The organism is Pseudomonas fluorescens (genome assembly GCF_902497775.2).
GTDB classification, from domain to species: Bacteria; Pseudomonadota; Gammaproteobacteria; order Pseudomonadales; family Pseudomonadaceae; genus Aquipseudomonas; species Aquipseudomonas putida_F.
The window spans coordinates 2,948,103-2,966,870 of sequence record NZ_OZ024668.1; the positions used below are offsets into that span (position 1 = coordinate 2,948,103).

General features: G+C 61.7%; 16 protein-coding genes and 1 pseudogene. 7 read left to right on the top strand and 10 right to left on the bottom strand.

What is annotated here, in order from left to right; all coding sequences use genetic code 11:
- Nucleotides 1-9: 9 nt before the first annotated feature.
- Entirely contained in the window at nucleotides 10-1,122 is a 1,113-nt protein-coding gene (locus F8N82_RS13495; RefSeq protein WP_052251521.1) for a response regulator, read from the bottom strand.
- 65 nt (nucleotides 1,123-1,187) lie between these two features.
- Nucleotides 1,188-1,532, bottom strand: coding sequence for a putative quinol monooxygenase (locus F8N82_RS13500; protein WP_052251523.1), 345 nt, complete (start codon nucleotides 1,530-1,532; stop codon nucleotides 1,188-1,190).
- A gap of 209 nt (nucleotides 1,533-1,741) precedes the next feature.
- On the opposite strand from F8N82_RS13500, the gene F8N82_RS13505 reads away from it, so the two are divergent.
- Both F8N82_RS13505 and F8N82_RS13510 read left to right on the top strand, forming a co-directional pair.
- Nucleotides 1,742-2,719 (top strand): YncE family protein, encoded by a 978-nt coding sequence (locus F8N82_RS13505; protein WP_224793793.1) that lies wholly within the window; start codon nucleotides 1,742-1,744, stop codon nucleotides 2,717-2,719.
- Nucleotides 2,716-3,243: a hypothetical protein gene (locus tag F8N82_RS13510; RefSeq protein ID WP_224793792.1), complete on the top strand. Its 528-nt coding sequence runs from the start codon at nucleotides 2,716-2,718 to the stop codon at nucleotides 3,241-3,243. Before F8N82_RS13505 ends, F8N82_RS13510 begins: the two co-directional genes overlap by 4 nt.
- Here F8N82_RS13510 and F8N82_RS13515 read toward each other — a convergent pair.
- From F8N82_RS13515 to F8N82_RS13535, 5 genes are all read right to left on the bottom strand, one after another.
- The gene (locus tag F8N82_RS13515) at nucleotides 3,231-5,666 is read right to left on the bottom strand and encodes a TonB-dependent siderophore receptor (protein ID WP_052251524.1); all 2,436 of its coding nucleotides are present in this window, start codon (nucleotides 5,664-5,666) and stop codon (nucleotides 3,231-3,233) included. The genes F8N82_RS13510 and F8N82_RS13515 overlap by 13 nt on opposite strands.
- 108 nt (nucleotides 5,667-5,774) lie before the next feature.
- On the bottom strand, nucleotides 5,775-6,743 hold the full coding sequence (locus F8N82_RS13520; RefSeq protein WP_038995800.1) for a DUF4880 domain-containing protein: 969 nt from the start codon (nucleotides 6,741-6,743) through the stop codon (nucleotides 5,775-5,777).
- Complete coding sequence (locus F8N82_RS13525; RefSeq protein WP_038995801.1) at nucleotides 6,740-7,243, bottom strand: sigma-70 family RNA polymerase sigma factor; 504 nt, start codon at nucleotides 7,241-7,243, stop codon at nucleotides 6,740-6,742. The genes F8N82_RS13520 and F8N82_RS13525 overlap by 4 nt, the downstream gene beginning before the upstream one ends.
- A gap of 159 nt (nucleotides 7,244-7,402) precedes the next feature.
- A complete protein-coding gene (locus F8N82_RS13530; RefSeq protein WP_038995802.1) occupies nucleotides 7,403-8,215 on the bottom strand; it encodes a class I SAM-dependent methyltransferase in 813 nt (270 codons plus the stop codon).
- 164 nt (nucleotides 8,216-8,379) lie between these two features.
- A complete protein-coding gene (locus tag F8N82_RS13535) occupies nucleotides 8,380-10,584 on the bottom strand; it encodes an OsmC domain/YcaO domain-containing protein (protein WP_038995803.1) in 2,205 nt (734 codons plus the stop codon).
- A gap of 177 nt (nucleotides 10,585-10,761) precedes the next feature.
- On the opposite strand from F8N82_RS13535, the pseudogene F8N82_RS13540 reads away from it, so the two are divergent.
- A pseudogene (locus tag F8N82_RS13540) lies at nucleotides 10,762-10,926 on the top strand (MFS transporter); the annotation flags it as partial.
- A gap of 62 nt (nucleotides 10,927-10,988) precedes the next feature.
- On the opposite strand, the gene F8N82_RS13545 reads toward F8N82_RS13540, so the two are convergent.
- From F8N82_RS13545 to F8N82_RS13555, 3 genes are all read right to left on the bottom strand, one after another.
- On the bottom strand, nucleotides 10,989-11,468 hold the full coding sequence (locus tag F8N82_RS13545) for a DUF1842 domain-containing protein (RefSeq protein WP_052251525.1): 480 nt from the start codon (nucleotides 11,466-11,468) through the stop codon (nucleotides 10,989-10,991).
- A 19-nt stretch (nucleotides 11,469-11,487) separates the two neighbouring features.
- Nucleotides 11,488-12,087, bottom strand: coding sequence for a DUF1842 domain-containing protein (locus F8N82_RS13550; protein ID WP_038995804.1), 600 nt, complete (start codon nucleotides 12,085-12,087; stop codon nucleotides 11,488-11,490).
- 363 nt (nucleotides 12,088-12,450) lie between these two features.
- A complete protein-coding gene (locus tag F8N82_RS13555) occupies nucleotides 12,451-13,266 on the bottom strand; it encodes a hypothetical protein (protein WP_038995805.1) in 816 nt (271 codons plus the stop codon).
- A 322-nt stretch (nucleotides 13,267-13,588) separates the two neighbouring features.
- On the opposite strand from F8N82_RS13555, the gene F8N82_RS13560 reads away from it, so the two are divergent.
- The 4 genes from F8N82_RS13560 (at nucleotide 13,589) to F8N82_RS13575 (ending at nucleotide 18,730) form a co-directional block, all read left to right on the top strand.
- Entirely contained in the window at nucleotides 13,589-14,008 is a 420-nt protein-coding gene (locus tag F8N82_RS13560) for a hypothetical protein (RefSeq protein WP_038995806.1), read from the top strand.
- Nucleotides 14,005-14,292 carry a barstar family protein gene (locus F8N82_RS13565; protein ID WP_038995807.1) on the top strand — a complete coding sequence of 96 codons (288 nt, stop codon included), beginning with the start codon at nucleotides 14,005-14,007 and terminating at the stop codon, nucleotides 14,290-14,292. The genes F8N82_RS13560 and F8N82_RS13565 overlap by 4 nt, the downstream gene beginning before the upstream one ends.
- 194 nt (nucleotides 14,293-14,486) lie before the next feature.
- On the top strand, nucleotides 14,487-16,163 hold the full coding sequence (locus tag F8N82_RS13570) for an MFS transporter (protein ID WP_038995808.1): 1,677 nt from the start codon (nucleotides 14,487-14,489) through the stop codon (nucleotides 16,161-16,163).
- Between the two features lie 149 nt (nucleotides 16,164-16,312).
- Nucleotides 16,313-18,730: a glucose/quinate/shikimate family membrane-bound PQQ-dependent dehydrogenase gene (locus tag F8N82_RS13575; RefSeq protein ID WP_150776941.1), complete on the top strand. Its 2,418-nt coding sequence runs from the start codon at nucleotides 16,313-16,315 to the stop codon at nucleotides 18,728-18,730.
- Nucleotides 18,731-18,768: the final 38 nt, after the last annotated feature.

Sequence of the window (18,768 nt, forward strand, 5' to 3'; positions counted from 1 at the left end):
CTGATCCTGTTAGTCCTGATGGCTATCGGCAAAGCACTCGGCAATGGCCTGGAACTGCTCGGTACAGGCCACGAAGGCATCGCAGATGTCCGGGTCGAAGTGCGTGCCGCGCCCCTGGCGAATAATCTCGACGGCCTGCTCGTGGGGCATTCCGGCTTTGTACACCCGGCGGCTGATCAGTGCGTCGTAGACATCGGCCACCGCCATCAAGCGGGCGCTGATGGGGATGGCCTCAGCCGCCAGCCCTTGCGGATATCCGCTGCCATCCCACTTTTCCTGGTGACTGTAGGCAATCTCCTTGGCCAGGCTGAGGAACCCGACGGGCATGCCAAGCTGGTCCTCGGCATGCTGGATAGCGTCGCGCCCCAGCGTGGTATGGGTCTTCATGATCGCGAACTCGTCCTCGGTCAGGCGCCCTGGTTTGAGCAGCACGCTGTCGGGAATGCCGATCTTGCCAATGTCATGCAGCGGCGCCGACTTGAACAGCAGCTCAATGGTCTCGTCGCTGAGAAAGTGACGGAAACGCGGATGCTCGCGCAGTTGCTCGGCCAGCACCTTGACGTAGTGCTGGGTGCGGCGAATGTGATTGCCGGTTTCGTTGTCCCGGGTTTCAGCCAGCGATGCCATGGCATGGATGGTCACATCCTGGATCGCCATCACCTCGCGGGTCCGGCGCTGCACTTCCTGCTCGAGGTACTCGTTGTGATCGCGCAAAAAGTCCGCCGCAGCTTTGAGCTTGAGCTGGGTCTCTACCCGCGCCAGTACCAGCGCCGGCCGGATGGGCTTGGTGATGTAGTCGACCGCCCCCAGTTCCAGGCCATGGATCTCATCCTCGGTGCCGGCCATGGCCGTCAGGAAGATGATCGGAATGTCCCGCGTGCGCGGCTCGCGCTTGAGCTGCTCGGCCACTTGATGTCCGGACAGGCCGGGCATCATCACATCGAGCAGAATCAGGTCCGGCAACGGGTCGCCCTGCAGTAGCCGTATGGCTTTCTCACCACTGTTGGCGACCTTGACCCGGTAGCGGTCCTTGAGCAACTCCGTCATCAGCATCAGATTATCGGCGGTGTCATCGACCACCAGCAGGGTGGGCAAACGGTAATGACGCTGTTCGGTAGGCATGACGGGGCGCTCCATTGCCAGGCATTGGCATCCCAGGGGCCATGTTCCCCCTGGCGCAGGCAAGCTTAGCTGGAGTTCAACAGAGTTGCCGCGCGCCCTGGCCAGGTAGAAACCTGTTCCAGGAAGATCAACGCCAGGGGCGCGGCGAGCAGTGCTTCGCTGGCCGCAGCAAAGTGCTGGAAGTACGGCGTGGCGAAGTGCGCATCGAGCGCGGCCTGGTTTTTGAAGGCTTCGCGCGTATAGAACGTGCCTGGCGCATCGCGGCGTTCGAACAACACATAGTCAAGGTTGCCCGGCTCAGCGCGGGTCGGCTCGATCAGCGCCAGCAGCGCCTCTTTCAACGCCTGCTGTTGGCCGCTGGCGGCCTTGAGTACCGCGATCGATACCAGGGGTTTTGCATGTCCGGTCATTATCAATGCTCCGCTGTCGCTGATCCATGGGTGAACTGCTGGTTGAAAGCCAGGAATGTTGGTGTCGTTGAAGCCCGTTTGAGGCATGAAAACTCTTGGCTTTACTGGCCTCATCGCTGGCAAGCCACACAGTATCGGTGTAGGCAAATCGAGCGCGCAGCGCTCGCAGTTCAGGCAACAGCTGCTTTCCAGGCTGCCGGCGCAGCCTTATGCTTGCGCACTTTGTTCGCAGACTTTCCGGAGTTGCAATGTACATTGATGTACCCCGCCGCCTGGTGTTCTTCGATAAAAGCGACAGCATTCGCCCCGCCTGCCTGACCCAGTACGACCCGGACACCGGGGCATTGACCCACCCCGTCGGCCCCCAGGCCGATGACAAGGTGTGCGACATCTCCCGCGATGGTCGGCGCATGGCCCTGCAAGGCACCGACTGGCAGGTGGTGCGCGGCGCCAGTCGCTCGCGCCTGAGCGTTGTTGAAGATCGCGCGACGCTGCATCAAACCGACAGGTTCCTGTCGTACTGGTCGCATCTGGACCCCAGCGGCCGGTACGCGCTGGTCGGGGTCGGCAACGGTAAAAAGCGCCCGTTAGTCATCGATCTGGACCACGGTGAATGCAGCGAGCCGATCGCCCGCAATGTCGATGCCCGGTTCGGCTGGATCGACCCCGTGCAAGGCAAACTCTGGGCACCCGATGAACGTGCTGGCAATAGTGTGCTGACGGTTGATTGCGCCAGTGGCGAGATCAACAAGATCACCCTGGCGCTGGACGCCAAGGCCAGAAGCCTGCGTTTTTCCCGGGACGGTCAATACCTGTTTGTTACCGGCGAAAACAACCGGCTGCTGTGCTGCGATCGCAATGGCGCGACGTTGTGGTCCAGGGACATCGGCGAGTACGGCCAGGTAGGTGCCGGGACGATCCTGTTCAATGAATCCGCTACTCACCTGTGCCTGCCGATCTCGGCGACGCAGCGTTCAAACTGGGGTGAAGACATCATCCTTGCGGCTGACAGCGGCCATACCGAGACCACGGTGGTACGCCAGAAAGGCCCACCCGGCCGGCTCGCCGCCGACTGGTTTGGTGATCAGTTGCTGACCCACCGCCTTGAGGTCGTAGACTTTTTCAGCGGTGCGGTCGTCGATGTGCTTGATATGACCTGCGCCCTACCCTCTGATGGCCACCTATGAAAATGCACAACATGCTTGTCCTGCCCAAAGGAGTCAGCCACGGGATAAAGGTATCCCCGCGCTGGCCGTCCTCTGAAGTAGCCATCGATCAAGAAACGCTCCATAAGTTGATTGAGGCCCAGTCAACGTTGCCACCCACCATTGAGCTGTTGCTGGTGCGCGGGTATGAAAACAAAAGCAGCCATCTGGGTTTCTTCAGAACGCTCTCACGCTGGCTGGGCATCAAGGTGTTTTGCGCCTGCTACCCCGGACGAAAAGATGAAGTCGGCGAGATATTTGGCGCCAATGGCCACGACGTGGACGGCTCACACGTCGATGTCTCCATTGTGTTGCAGGGAAAAAGGCTGCGTTTCCTGCCCTTTGGCGTCTTTACTTCGCTGACTCGCCAGCGCGCACGCGCAGCGCAATACCTGGTTGTTATCGAAAAGGTCAAAGCCGCATTAAAACAATGCGGCTTTGACATCCATCGCAATGAAACAGAGAGCATGCAGATCCATTGCGACTACACCCCTCAGAAGTCGTAACGCACATTCATCATCACATTACGCGGCGGCCCGTAGTGCCCGTAGCTCCCGGAAAACCCGGCGTAGTACTTCTCGTCGAGCAGGTTGTTGAGGTTCAGGGTGGTGCAGAGGTGATCGGTCAGCCGATAGCGCGCCATCAGATTGAGCACGGCGTAATCATCCTGGCCGACGCGGCTGTTGTAGCGGCTGAAGTACAGCGAGTTGCTGGAGTTCCAGCTGGCGCCGCCGCCGAGAGTCAGGCGCTGCCATTGACCGGGTAGCTGGTAGGTGGTCCACAGCCGGAAGGTGTCCAGCGGCAACTGCGCGGTCAGGCGCTGGCCTTCGGCATCCTCGGTGCGCGAGTGGCTGAAGCCGGCTTGCAGCTCCCAACCCGGAGTGAGCTCGCCGGCCAGTTCCAGGTCAATACCCTTGGTCTTGGCGCCGCTCACCGCGCGGTAGGCATCCTGGTCAGTGCCCGGCACGGTGTAGCCGGCATCCAGCTCGGCGACGTTGTCGCGCTTGATCACGTAGCCGGCGACGTTGGCGTTGAGCCGGCCATCGTAGAATTCGCCCTTCCAGCCCAACTCATAGTTTTTGCCGACCACCGGCTCCAGCACCTTGCCGCTGCGGTCCTGGCTCGACTGCGGCTTGAAGATGTCGGTGTAACTGACGTAGATCGACTGCTCGGGCGTCAGGTCATAGACCACCCCGGCGTAAGGCGTGACCTCACCGCGTTCGGTCATGCTGTAGTCCATGACGTAACCGGAAGCCAGGCTCTTGGAATAGTAGTGATAGCGGTAGTTGCTGGCGCGGGCACCGAGGATCAGGTGCAGGCTGTCACTGAGGTTGAAACGCCCGGCGACGAAGTAGCCGCTCTGGCGAGTGTCGACGTCGTAGTCCAGCGCCGGGGTGAAACCGTTTTTGTCCGGCTTGGGCAGTTCGTTGTTCCAGTGGTCGAAGTCAACGATGGCCGTGCGCCCGGTGGTCGCGTAGTGGTGATTGACGTAGTCAAGGTAGTTGGCGCCGACAATCAGCTCGTGGGTGTGCCCGAACAGCTCGAACGGCCCCTGCAAGGTGGCCTCGATGGCCTTCTGGTGCTGGGTGGCCTCGGACCAGCCCTGGCTGATGGTGGCATTACCTTCAGGGGTGATGTACGACATGCCGGTCGAGCTCTGGTAGGAGCCGCTGCGGGTGTCGCGATCGACATCCATGAAGGTGCCTGCGATCTTCAGTTGCCAGTCGTTGGCCAGTTGCTGTTCGAGCGCCAGGCTGTAGTTGTTGGTATCGAAGCGGTCCGAGGCCCAGCGCGCGCCGGAACTGGTATCGCGGGAGAAATCCGTCGCCTGACCGTTGGTGAACATGATCGGCACACCCTGGCCGCCAGTGGGTCGGTAGCGCTGGTGATCGATGCTCAGGCGCACCAGGGTGGTGTCGCTGAGGTCGGCTTCGAGCGCCCCGTAAAGAATGTCGCGGTCCTGCTGGTACCCGTCCATGAACGTATCGTTGAGCTGCTTGGCCGCGACCATGCGCCCGCGCAGGTTACCGGTCGGCGTCAGCGGCCCGGAGACGTCCGCTTCCAGGCGCTTGAAATCCCACGAGCCGATGCCGCCCTGCACGTAAGCTTGAAACTCACGGGTCGGGCGTTTGCGGATTACGTTGACCACGCCGCTGGGGTCGCCGGCCCCGGTCATCAGGCCCGTCGCCCCGCGCACTACCTCCACCCGGTCATAGATGGCCATGTCCAGCAGGGTGCTGGGCATGGTGCGGGTCTGGTTTTCCTGGTAGGTGGTGACGCCATCGAACTGATAGGTGTTGATGGCGCTGCCGCGCGAATAGATGTTGAAGCGCTCGCCGCCGTCCTGGGACATGGTCACGCCAGGGGTCTGGTTGAGCACATCGGACATATTGCGCAGTTGCTGGTCGTCCATGCGCTGACGAGTAACGACGCTGATCGATTGCGGCGTTTCGCGGATCGACAGGTTCATCTTGGTGGCCGTACTGGTCGAGCCGGTAGTGTAGGAGCCGGTGCCTTCGGTAGTGGTGCCCAGGCCTGCCGCGCTGACACTGGTCGCCCCCAGTTCAAGGGCACCGGCGTCGCTGACACGAGGGATCAAGCGGTAGCGCCCCTGCCCCATGCCCACCGGTTGCAGGCCGGTGCCAGCAATCAGTTGCGCCAGCGCCTGGTCGACCGCGAACTGGCCGCGCAGCCCGGGGCTGTGCAGGCCGTTGGACAACTGCGAGTCGACCGCGACCATCACCCCGGCCTGCTGGCCAAACTGGCCGAGCACACTGTCCAGGCTCCCCGGGGCAATGTCATAACTGCGCACACCGGCCTGCTCCGCGCTCGCCTGGGCAGCTATTACGGTTTGGTTGAAGGTGACCAGGGTAAAACCCAACATCAGGGTGCGTACGGCAGTGGCAAGGGGGGTAAGACGACAACGCATCGAGGCAATCCTTGGAAAGCAGAGGTGGGCATGGCGCTGGCTGTACAGCGCTTTCCCTTGTCTTGATGCGTGAAGCGACAAAACCTGCCAACGCCAATGAAAATTATTTCAGGCCGGTACGACACTGGCCCAATAGCCCAGCACCCGCTGCACGCGAACGGGCAACACCTGGCTGATCAACTCAAGGCTGGCATCGGGTTGATCGAGGGAGAACGAGCCGCTGACCTGTAGCCCGGCAATCTGCGGATCGCAACGCAGCACGCCGGGGCGGTAGCGGTCGAGTTCAGCCAGCAACTCGGCCAGCGGCATGCGCTGCGCCACCACCAGGCCCTGAGTCCAGGCCCCCGCGCCCGCGGCCAGTGGCTCCAGTGGCTCGGCCCGGGAGCTGCTGTAGAGCTGTTGCCAACCGGCTTGCAGAGTAATGCCTGCACCTTGCCCATGCTCGACCTGCGCAGCGCCCTTGAGCATCTGCACCAGGGTCCCGGTGGATTGCTGACTGACCACCAGGCGCGACAACATCGCTGGCCGCACCCGGGCATCTGCCGTGCGCAGGCTGACACTGGCGCCCTGCTCTACTTGCAGCAGCACCCGCCCCCGGTTCAAGGTCAGCAGCCGGACGCCGTCCACCAGGTCACTGTCCAGGGCGCTGCGGGTATCCAGTTGCAGTGCCAGCCCCGAGGTGAGGCTCCAGTTGCGGCGCTCACCGGTGGCCGTGGCGTAGTCGCTGAACAAGCCCGGCAGCACGCTGCGCTGCTGTACCCCGTAGCCACCGGCGATCAGTACACCACCGGCTGCCAGGCTCTTGAGCACTGCCCTTCGCGAAGGCAGCGAACGTGCCTCAAGCAAGCTGCGCGCCCCCGCCGCCGACAAGCCACGGGTACTTTCACGCAGGCCTTGGCTGATACCGTTGAGCCGCTGCCAGGCCAGTTCATGGGCCGCGCTTTCCTGGCGCCAGCGCTGGCAGGCGAGTTGCTCGGCCTCGCTGCTCACGCCCGATTGCAGGCGTACCATCCACAGCATGGCCTGTTCAAGAATGTGCGGGTCAAGGCGCGGCTCGGGTGCGGGCAACGGCGTCATTCGCCGTGCACTGCGATATAGCAATGTCGATAGGCCTTGAGCATGGCCTTCTGCACGACATTGACGCTCAAGCCCAGGCGCTCGGCGATCTGCGGGTAGGTCAGGCCATCAAGCTGAGACAGCAAGAACACCTCACGCACCCGGCTGGCCAGGCCATCGAGCACCTGGCCCACCGCATCCAGCGCCTCGAGCACCAGCACCCGGGTTTCTTCCGAAGGCTGATGCTGTGGCTCAAGCTGAGCCAGGCTTTGCAGATAGGCGCGCTCCAGCGCCTGGCGGCGAAAGTGCTGCAGGCACAGGCGGCTGGCGATGGTGCCCAGGTAGGCCCGGGGTTCACGCAGCAGTGGCGGCATTTCGCTGCGCAGGAGTTTGACGAAGGTGTCCTGGGCCAGGTCCAGCGCCTGCTCGCGATTGCCCAGCTTGCGCCGCAGCATGGCCACGACCCAGCTGTGATGCTGCAGATACAGCGCGCCGACATCGGGGTGGCTGGACGGGGGCATGGACGGGATCTCCTGGCAGCTACGGAAAGCCGTGCATGGTAATACTTCTCATTCATTTACTACTACAGGTTTTGCTTTGGCCGACCGTTTCGCGGGGCAAGGCCCGCTCCCACAGGTTCGGCGCAGGGCCTGCAGGAGCGGGCTTGACCCGCGATGATTTCAGCGGCGGCTGATGACCACCTCCAGGTACTCGCTCGGCACCACCAGCGACGCACCTCCCGCCACGTTGTTGTCGTTCAACAGCTGGGTCAGATCGCGTTCCAGCGCGCTGGCCTTGTCGCTGTCCAGCGACGCAAACGCCTTGTGCACCGGCCCGTACCAGGTCCTGAACACCTCGATGAAATGCGCCGCCGAACGATAGCGAAAATTGAAGTGCTCGCGGCTGACCTTGATCGAACCGATGTCGTCGCCGAACAGGCTATGCAACTGCTCTTCATCACCCCAGCGCGACGGCGGTTGCGCACCGGCAGGTGGCGGCACATGGCGGCCGAGGGTCTTGAACATCTGCCCGATAAAACCTTGCGGGGTCCAGTTGGCCAGGCCGATCCGCCCGCCCGAGCGACACACCCGGCCAAGCTCCTTCGCCGCTTGCGCCTGGTCGGGGGCGAACATCACGCCGAAGGTCGAGACCACGGCGTCGAACGCGCCCTCCTGGAACGGCAAGGCTTCAACATCGGCGACCTGAAACACGATATTCAGACGTTCGGCCCGGGCGCGCTCCTCGCCGCGCTTGAGCAGTTCGGGCACATAATCGGTGGAGGTCACCTGGCAGCCGCGACGGGCCGCAGCCAGGGTGACATTGCCGTTGCCGGCGGCGACATCCAGGACCTTTTCGTCCCAGCGCAAGTCGCAGGCTTCGGCCAGACGCTCGCCGACCAGCTGCAAAGTGGTACCAATCACCGCGTAGTCGCCGCTGGCCCACGCCGCCTGCTGGCGTGCCTTCAACGCATTCAAATCCAGGGGTGTGCTCATGGCTGCACCTGATGAGGTTGTTCACACGAACAATCAGCTAAACGCCAACCTCCTCATCCGGCAAGGGCCAGTGTTTCAACAGCAAGACCCGTTGGCTACATGGCTATAACCGGGGCGCATAAACAAAAAAAAGCACCCGAAGGTGCTCTTTTTGTCAGCGTGTTTCAGCGCGACAGGTTGGCCACCTTGGCCCGCGCCGTGTGCAGCTTCTTGTAGCTGTCGACCAGGCGCTGGTGACGATCCAGGCCTTCAAGCTTCATGCTGGTCGGCGTCAGGCCATAGAAGCGTACGCTGCCATCCACCGAGCCGAGTACCGCGTCCATGCGCGGGTTGCCGAACATACGGCGGAAGTTGACCTCGTAATCGGCCAGTTCCAGCTCGTCGTCCATCGCCACTTCCAGCACCACGTTCACCGCCTGATAGAACAAGCCGCGCTCGACGGTGTTGTCGTTGAACTGCAGGAAGGTTTCGACCAGCTCCTTGGCCGGTTCGAATTGCTGCAGGGCCAGGTGGATCAGCAGCTTCAGTTCAAGGATGGTCAGCTGGCCCCAGGCGGTGTTGTCGTCAAACTCGATGCCGATCAGGGTGGTGATGTCGGTGTAGTCATCCAGCTCGCTTTCTTCCAGACGCTCGACCAGAGACTGCAGCTGTTCGTCATCCAGGCGGTGCAGGTTGAGGATGTCCTCACGGAAGAACAACGCCTTGTTGGTGTTGTCCCAGATCAGGTCGTCCACCGGGTAGATTTCCGAGTAATCCGGTACCAGGATGCGGCAAGCGGTCGCGCCCAGGTGCTCGTACACCGCCATGTACACTTCTTTGCCCATGTCTTCGAGAATGCCGAACAGCGCTGCGGCTTCTTCGGCGTTGGCGTTTTCACCTTCGGCCGAGAAGTCCCACTCGACGAATTCGAAGTCGGCCTTGGCACTGAAGAAGCGCCACGACACCACACCGCTGGAGTCGATGAAGTGCTCGACAAAGTTGTTCGGCTCGGTCACCGCGTGGCTTTCGAAGGTCGGCTGCGGCAGGTCGTTCAGGCCTTCGAAACTGCGGCCCTGAAGCAGCTCGGTCAGGCTGCGCTCCAGCGCCACTTCAAAGCTTGGGTGCGCGCCGAACGAGGCGAACACGCCGCCAGTGCGCGGGTTCATCAAGGTCACGCACATCACCGGGAAGGCACCGCCCAACGACGCATCCTTGACCAGCACCGGGAAGCCCTGCTCTTCCAGACCCTGGATGCCGGCAAGAATACCCGGGTACTTGGCCAGTACCTCTTGCGGCACGTCCGGCAATGCCAGTTCGCCTTCGAGGATTTCACGCTTGACCGCGCGCTCGAAGATCTCCGACAGGCATTGCACCTGGGCTTCGGCCAGGGTGTTGCCGGCGCTCATGCCGTTGCTCAGGTACAGGTTTTCGATCAGGTTGGAGGGGAAGTACACCACCTCGCTGTCGGACTGGCGCACGAACGGCAGCGAGCAGATACCGCGCTCGATATTGCCCGAGTTGGTGTCGTACAGGTGCGAGCCGAGCAGCTCGCCATCGGGGTTGTAGATCTCGCGGCAGTACTCGTCGAGAATCTCCGCCGGCAGCGCATCTTTACGGCCAGGCTTGAACCAGCGCTCGTCCGGGTAATGGACGAAGTCGGCGTTGGCAATGTCTTCGCCCCAGAACTGGTCGTTGTAGAAGAAGTTGCAGTTCAGCCGCTCGATGAACTCGCCCAGCGCCGAGGCCAGTGCGCCTTCTTTGGTTGCACCCTTGCCATTGGTAAAGCACATCGGCGACTGCGCATCGCGAATGTGCAGCGACCAGACATTGGGCACGATATTGCGCCACGAGGCGATCTCGATCTTCATGCCAAGGCCGGCGAGAATCCCCGACATGTTGGCGATGGTCTGCTCCAGCGGCAGGTCCTTGCCGGCAATAAAGGTACTGGTGTCCGAGGCTGGGTCGAGCATCAGCAGCGCCTGGGCGTTGGCGTCGAGGTTTTCTACCTCCTCGATGACGAAATCGGGGCCGGTCTGCACGACCTTTTTCACCGTGCAGCGGTCGATGGAGCGCAGGATGCCCTGGCGGTCCTTCTCGGAGATATCGGCTGGCAGCTCGACCTGGATCTTGAAGATCTGCTTGTAGCGGTTCTGCGGGTCGACAATGTTGTTTTGCGACAGGCGGATGTTATCGGTGGGAATGTCGCGGGTCTGGCAGTACAGCTTTACGAAGTACGCCGCGCACAGGGCCGACGAAGCCAGAAAGTAATCGAACGGCCCCGGTGCCGAGCCATCGCCCTTGTAGCGGATCGGTTGATCGGCCACCACCGTGAAGTCATCGAACTTGGCTTCAAGTCGAAGGTTGTCGAGAAAGTTAACCTTGATTTCCATGCGGGAATACCATACGAGCAAAACGATTTGGCCGCCATTATCCGGGTTTTCGCCGGGAAGTCTTGTGCCGGGCGCAATTACTCGGGCAAACCTGCCAGGCGTAGCCCCTGGGCGAATCGTTCAAAGTCGTCGCCCTGCTGGATTCGAGGACTGGCTGGCGCGCCACGGTGCTCGAAGGCGGTGATCGCATTGCGCGGGCTGGGCCTGGGTTTTCTGTTCTTGTCGATCACCCTGATTGCCTTCACTCACCTCAACAGCCGTAACCTGGTGGCCGGGTTGCAAACCCTGATCGAACATAACCTCGTCACCCATGCCATGGTACTTGGCACCAGTGTCACGCCAGCCTGCAGACTATCCGGGAGAAGACAGCCCGATCTCCCGGGCTGCCCTGTTGTCACGCGCTTTTACGCGCTTTCCAGCTGACCAATGGCTGCCTGCAAGCGGCTGCGGCTACGTTCACTGACGTCCTTCTGGCTCTGGTGAGTCTCGGTCGGTGCCTGGCGCACGTTGGCATGGGGCACCACCTGCCACCCTCCGCCGTCCAGGCGCAGGTAGCGATAGCTGGCGGTACCGCTGGCCCAGTTGGCGCTGAGGATCCCGTGCAGATGGAAGGTCTGCTCCAGGGTACTGAACGGGCCGCTCGGGCTGCCGGTGAGGTTGAGGACGATATGACCCTCACCCTTGAGGCCAAGCTTGAGGTCGGAGTAGTCCCCCCAGACATCGGCGTGAAAGTTCAGCGGCGGGTAGGTGGCAGCGAAGATGCTGGCCACGCCGGTGATCCTCTTGTGCACGGTGTTGACCAGCAGGTCGAGGGTCAGGACAGGCGCACCGAGCAGGCCGGTGCGCACGTTGAGGCGAGTATGGAACAGTCCAATTGCGGGCATGGTACGACTCCTTGTCTGGTCAGGCGCGGCTGGATTTGCCGGCTTTGCCGGAAGCGCTCTTGGTCGAATCGATGGCGGTGCTCAAGGCGGCGCCTGCGTCACCGGCAGCCAGGGCCTTGAGGTGGGCGACATCGCCGGTGGCAATGGCCGCCTCCAGGGTGGCAGCATGCAACTGCGCCTGGATATCGAGGTTACCGAAAGCCTTGATGCGGGTGTCTTCCCGGTGCGCTGGCGCCTCGACCACGATCCATTGCCCCTGGCTGTTCAGGTAGCGGTAACCGGCCTGGCCTTTTTGCCAGTCCGATCCCACCGCCAGATGCAGGCTGAAGATGATCGGCGAGTTGGCAGTCGGGCCACCGTGGTTACCTTGCAGGGTGATGAGGATATTGCTCGGGCTCGGTGGCAGGGACAGCTGATAGCTGTAGGTCCCCCAGACGTCCAGTTGCAGGTCCAGCGGCGGGTTGGTGGCCTGGGTGAGCTGAGCGGTGCCGCGCAGGGTGCGATCAGAAGGATGAACCAGCAGGTCGAGAACCAGGCGCTGGGCGCCGGGGGCGTCAGTGCCGATGACGTAGGACAGCGGGAAGAGTCCTATCACGGGTGCTTGTAGTGAGTCAGTCATGGTGCCTCCATTGCAATCAATGAGTGGAAACAAGCGCGTGGCTGTTTCTGGCGGGCGACTTCCTTGGCGCGCAGTTGGATGTAGGAGAACGGCGTTGCAGCCTCCGTGCTGGCGTCACGCGCAGATTGCCTGCGGCGAAGACGCTGCGGTCCGGCACGGCCATGCCCGGATAGGCAAGGTTTACCGAGGTGCAACGGGTGTGAAACCCTCCCTGGGCGCATAGCTGCCTGCCTGGCAGCCCTGATCAGTTAAGCAGGGAAACCCGGGCTGGCCAGAGGGTGGTGGCAAAAGTGCATTATGTCCGACGGGTGGTTGGCCGGGCCCCTGGATAACGCCAACAGTGCTCCGGACGCTGGTCAGGCGTCAGAACTTTTCAATCACCACGCTTGAGCGAATTCGGGATAGCGCGCTGGCATCCAGTTCGGCTGTTTCCATAAAACGTGTCGAGATGATTTCAAGAAGCCGATCGGATGTTAAGTAGAGGTGTACAACCTCGGTGGGCCGCGGGATACCTTTGTGGTCTTTGACCATCAGGGAAAATTGATAAGCCTCCCTTCCGGCCAAAGACGTCTTGGCGAATGTGAGATCGGGGTCTAGCTGACGCCAGGTATTGGCCACTTTTTGTGTGTAGACGTCGGGTTTGCCTGCGTAGCTTGGAGGAATGAGCGATACATGGAAGTGCACACCAAGGTCTTTGTTGGCAGAGTTTCTTACATAGATATCCGCTGCCTTGACATCGATCGGCCCTTTATCCAGCTCCCAGCCTTCACGTGGGAAACAGAACCCGAAGCGCAATTGCGGGGCAAAGAAGCTCTGGTAAGAGTCCGTACAGGCGATAGGCTGCGCCTCGCACTCTTTGGAAAACAGATGGTTGCCGAGCGCCAAAAGGATCACTAGCGCACCAATACCCCCTGAAACACTGACAACCAGGGGATGCTCACGGGCAAACAGGATAGGTATGCCGCCTTTAGCGGCCGCCGATCCGCCGAGGAACCCGATCGACAGCGCTGCGCCAAATGCAATGACCGTAATTACCAGATAACGGCTATCACAGGGCACTTCTCGACCAAACACCGACAACAACACCAGCCCCATGAAAAACAGCAACGTCAGTGTGCCAAGCAAAGCACCTACAATAACCACCCAAGGCTGTTTCAGTGCTGTGTGGCTGTTCGACATGGTTTCTCCACGGTGCCCCGCCAGAAGCGGCAGCCGTTTTCAGCGAATCGGAACCTCGATATGGCATAACGCTAGCCATGCATTGCAATGCTGTCCAATGACGGATCCTGTCAGGATATTCCAGCGCAGGCAGGTGCTGACTGTACCGGCCTCATCACGGGTCAAGCCCGCTCCTGCAGTGGATCTGTGTACCCTGGACCATTCCTTTAGACCGGTCGCCACTGAAAGGTCCCGGACCTCTCGTCATCTACGAACTTGGCAAAAATCAACGATCGTTCACTGGTAACCTGCAGCCCTTTCAAGACACTCAGCAAGGCAGATTATGGACGATCCAACCTACTATCCCTTCCACCTCTTCGCCGCGACCTTCGAGAGCGAAACGCACGCCCGGCAGTTCGCTTTCGAGCAATGGCAACCCGAGCCGCCCGCCGACGCAAGTTCTGCCGAATTTGCCGCGTGGGAAGATCGCAATCCGACCTGGCGGCTTGCCCAGGAGCTTGAGTTCTTCATGGATTCAGACTTTGTCGAGTTGGATGAATCGCTGGAGTATGTGCAGAGCCTGGTGGCCAACGAGGCGCAGAAAGCGCTGTTGTGGTCCCGGTCTCAGGGCGCTTTCAGCCACTTCATCATCGTCGGCGACAACGCGATCTATGGGGATCGGCGCTCGCCAGACACCTGCAACTCCAACCCGCGGCAGCCACAAAGCACCGCCACACTCACCTATCTGGGGCATTTCAATTGAGTCGCTTGCAGGTGGTAGGGATTGATCTGAGCACAGTGACAAGCGCCAGGGAGCTGCACTATCTGCTAAGGGATGCCCTCGGTTTTCCCGATTGGTATGGCTGTAACTGGGATGCCTTCTGGGATGCGATTAGCGGGCTTGTGCAAATGCCTCGACAGTTGAAGCTCAGTGGCTGGGATGCTTTTTCCAAGCGCTTGCCCAGGGACGCCGAGCTGATGCAAAAATGCCTGGCCAATCTGCAGGCTGAGTATCCACAAATGGCGGCTGATGTGCTGTTCGAGTGAGCGGGCCATCGCATCCGCGCCTGCTCGCGAGTGGATATCCGGACAAACCTGATTATGCTTCAAGAAACCTTGCAGCGATGCGAGGCAGTCAGTCTGTGTTCAAGTTGTTCGCAATCCGATGACATCACCCCAAGGCCTGGGTGCGGCAAGGATAGTGGGAACTCCGGCCTACACGTGCACGACGGAGAAGGCTCATGGCGGCAATCGACAATACAACCACAGGCAGCGCGCCCAAACGCGGGATCACCAGGGAGGAGCGCAAGGTCATTTTCGCCTCGTCCCTGGGCACGGTCTTCGAATGGTACGATTTCTACCTCTACGGCTCGCTCGCCGCCATCATCGCCAAGCACTTTTTCGCCGGGGTCAACGAGACCACTTCCTTCATCTTCGCCCTCCTCGCCTTCGCCGCAGGCTTTGCCGTGCGGCCGTTCGGCGCGATTGTGTTCGGCCGGCTGGGGGACATGATCGGACGCAAGTACACCTTTTTGATCACCATCGTGATCATGGGTATCTCCACCGCCGTGGTCGGCTTGCTGCCCGATTACGCCACCATTGGCGTGGCCGCGCCGATCATCCTGATTACCCTGCGCCTGCTGCAAGGCCTGGCCCTGGGCGGTGAGTACGGCGGTGCGGCGACCTATGTGGCCGAGCATGCGCCCAAGGGCAAGCGCGGGTACTTCACCTCATGGATTCAGACCACCGCGACCTTGGGGCTGTTTCTGTCGCTGCTGGTGATCCTTGCTTGCCGCACTCTCCTCGGCACCGAGGCGTTCGAGGCCTGGGGCTGGCGGATTCCCTTCCTGCTGTCGATCCTGCTGCTGATCGTCTCGGTGTACATCCGCCTGCAACTGAGCGAGTCGCCGGTGTTCCAGAAGATGAAAGCCGAGGGCAAGGCATCGAAGGCACCGCTGACCGAATCGTTCGCCCGCTGGGACAACCTCAAGATCGTCATCATGGCCCTGCTCGGCGGCACCGCCGGCCAGGCCGTGGTGTGGTACACCGGGCAGTTCTATGCGCTGTTCTTCCTGCTGCAGATGCTCAAGATCGACCCGCAAACCGCCAACCTGCTGATTGCCGGCTCGCTGCTGATCGGCACACCGTTCTTCATCCTGTTCGGCAGCCTGTCGGACCGCATCGGCCGCAAGGGCATCATCATGGCCGGCTGCATCATCGCCGCGTTGACCTACTTCCCGATCTTCAAGGCGCTGACCGAATACGGTAACCCCGACGTCTTCATCGCCCAGGAAAAGAACCCGGTGACGGTGGTGGCCGACCCCGAGCAGTGCTCGTTCCAGTTCGACCCGGTGGGCAAGGCCAAATTCACCAGCTCCTGCGACCTGGCCAAGAGCGTCCTGGCGAAAAAAGCCATCCCCTACACCAACGTCAAGGCAGAGCCTGGTAGCGTGGCGCAGATCCATATCGGCGACAAGGTAATCCAGAGCTTTGAAGGCACCGGCATGCCGGCCGCTGACTTCAAGGCACAGAACGATGCCTTCATCGCCACCATGGGCACGGCCCTCAAGGACGCCGGCTACCCGGAAAAAGCCGACCCGGCCAAAACCAACTACCCGATGGTCTTGCTGTTGCTGACCATCCTGGTGATCTACGTGACCATGGTCTACGGCCCGATCGCCGCCTGGCTGGTGGAGCTGTTCCCCACGCGCATCCGCTACACCTCGATGTCGCTGCCCTACCACATCGGCAACGGCTGGTTCGGCGGCTTCCTGCCGACCGTGGCCTTTGCCATGGTCGCCGCCACCGGCGATATCTACTACGGGCTGTGGTACCCAATCGTCATCGCGGTGATGACGGCGATCCTCGGCACCTTCTTCCTGCCGGAAACCAAGGACCGCGACATCACTGATACTTAAGTCTGATACCCGCCCTCTCCCCCAGAGGGAGAGGGCGTTTGCGCTGATTCAAGCCACAGCGCAAGCCCTGCACAATTATGTACCAACTTGTTAATTAGCTTGCTAAGGGTATAAAATTCGGCCACTCCCTCCTTCGAGTTTTTTTCGATATGACGCACTCACCGCGCGCCACTGGCGCCTCAACTTTCATCCTGGTTGGCCTGGGCGTGATCATCGCCCTGCTCGGCCTTGCGCTCGCCGCCGGTGGCGTGAAGCTGGTCAGCCTGGGTGGTTCCTGGTACTTCCTGCTCGGCGGTGTGCTGATGGCCCTCTCCGGCCTGCTGATCGCCCGTCGCAAGCTGGCCGGCGCCTGGTTGTTCGCCGCGTTCCTGGTCGCTACCACGATCTGGGCTGTGGCCGATGTCGGCCTGGTGTTCTGGCCGCTGTTCTCGCGCCTGTTCATGTTCGGCGCGATGGGCTTGGCGGTGGTGCTGGTCTATCCGCTGCTCAAGCGTGCCGCCGGCGCCACGCCTGGCCGTGGTGCCTATGGCCTGGCGGCCGTGCTGGCAATCGCCCTGGCGGTGGCGGCCGGCAATATGTTCGTCGCCCACCCAAGCGTCGCCCCCACCGGTGACGGCCCGGGCCTGACCGCGGTCGACCCGGCCAAGGCGCAAAAAGACTGGGCGCACTACGGCAACACCGAAGGCGGCAGCCGCTTCGCCGCCCTGGACCAGATCAACCGCAGCAACGTCGACAAGCTGAAAGTCGCCTGGACCTACCACACCGGTGACGTGGCCATCAGCGACGGCAACGGTGCCGAAGACCAACTGACGCCGCTGCAGGTTGGCAACAAGGTGTTCATCTGCACCCCGCACAACAACCTGATCGCCCTCGATGCCGACACCGGCAAAGAGCTGTGGAAGAACGCAATCAACGCCAAGTCGGCGGTCTGGCAGCGTTGCCGCGGCATGGCTTATTTCGATGCCAGCGCCCCTATCGCCCAGCCGACCCAGCCGAACAGCTCGTCGATCATCGTCGCCAGCGTACCGGCTGGTGCCAACTGCCAGCGCCGCCTGCTGACCAACACCATCGACGCCCGCCTGATCGCGGTCGACGCCGATACCGGTGAGCTCTGCCAGGGCTTTGGCAACAATGGCCAGGTCGACCTCAAGGCCGGCCTGGGCAATGTCCCGGACTCCTTCTACCAGCTTTCCTCGGCACCGTTGATGGCCGGCACCACGGTGGTGGTCGGTGGCCGCGTCGCCGACAACGTCCAGACCGACATGCCTGGCGGCGTGATCCGTGGCTTTGACGTGATCAACGGGCAGATGCGCTGGGCCTTCGACCCGGGTAACCCGCAAGACCGCAATGCCCCGACTGGCGACAGCACCTACGTGCGCAGCACCCCCAACAGCTGGGCGCCGATGTCGTACGATCCGGCGATGAACACCCTGTTCCTGCCGATGGGCAGCTCGTCCACCGACATCTATGGCGTCGAGCGTACCGAGCTGAACCACAAATACGGCGCTTCGGTGCTGGCCCTGGACGCAACCAGCGGCGAAGAGAAGTGGGTCTACCAGACCGTGCACAACGATCTCTGGGACTTCGACCTGCCGATGCAGCCGAGCCTGATCGACTTCACCAAGGCCGATGGCCAGTCGGTGCCTGCCGTGGTCATCGGTACCAAGGCCGGGCAGATCTACGTACTCGATCGCGCCAGCGGCAAGCCGCTGACCGAAGTGGTGGAAACCCCGGTCAAGCCTGGCAACATCCCCAACGAACCGTACTCGCCGACCCAGCCAAAATCGGTGGGCATGCCGCAGATCGGTGCCCAGCAACTGACCGAGTCGGACATGTGGGGCGCAACTCCGTATGACCAGCTGCTGTGCCGCATCGACTTCAAGAAGATGCGCTACGACGGCCTGTACACCGCACCCGGCACCGACCTGTCGCTGAGCTTCCCGGGCTCGCTGGGCGGCATGAACTGGGGCAGCATCTCCACCGACCCGGTGCATGGCTTTATCTTCGTCAACGATATGCGCCTGGGCCTGTGGATTCAGATGATCCCGTCACAGAACAAGGGCCAGGCCGCCTCCGGTGGCGAAGCGCTGAACACCGGCATGGGCGCAGTGCCGCTCAAGGGCACGCCGTATGCAGTGAACAAGAACCGCTTCCTGTCGGTGGCCGGTATTCCGTGCCAGGCGCCGCCGTTCGGTACCCTCACCGCCATCGACATGAAGACCCAGAAGGTCGCCTGGCAAGTGCCGGTGGGCACCGTCGAAGACACCGGCCCCCTGGGTATCCGCATGCACCTGCCGATCAAGGTTGGCCTGCCGACCCTCGGCGGCACCCTGTCGACCCAGGGCGGCCTGGTGTTCATTGCCGGCACCCAGGACTTCTACCTGCGCGCCTTCAACAGCGCCAACGGTGAAGAAGTGTGGAAAGCCCGCCTGCCAGTCGGTAGCCAGGGCGGTCCGATGACCTACGTGTCGCCGAAAACCGGCAAGCAGTACGTGGTCATCACCGCCGGTGGTGCGCGTCAGTCGACTGATCGTGGCGACTATGTAATGGCGTACGCGCTGCCGTAAATCGTATTGCCCTCATCGCGACGTCTCGACTTGACCCG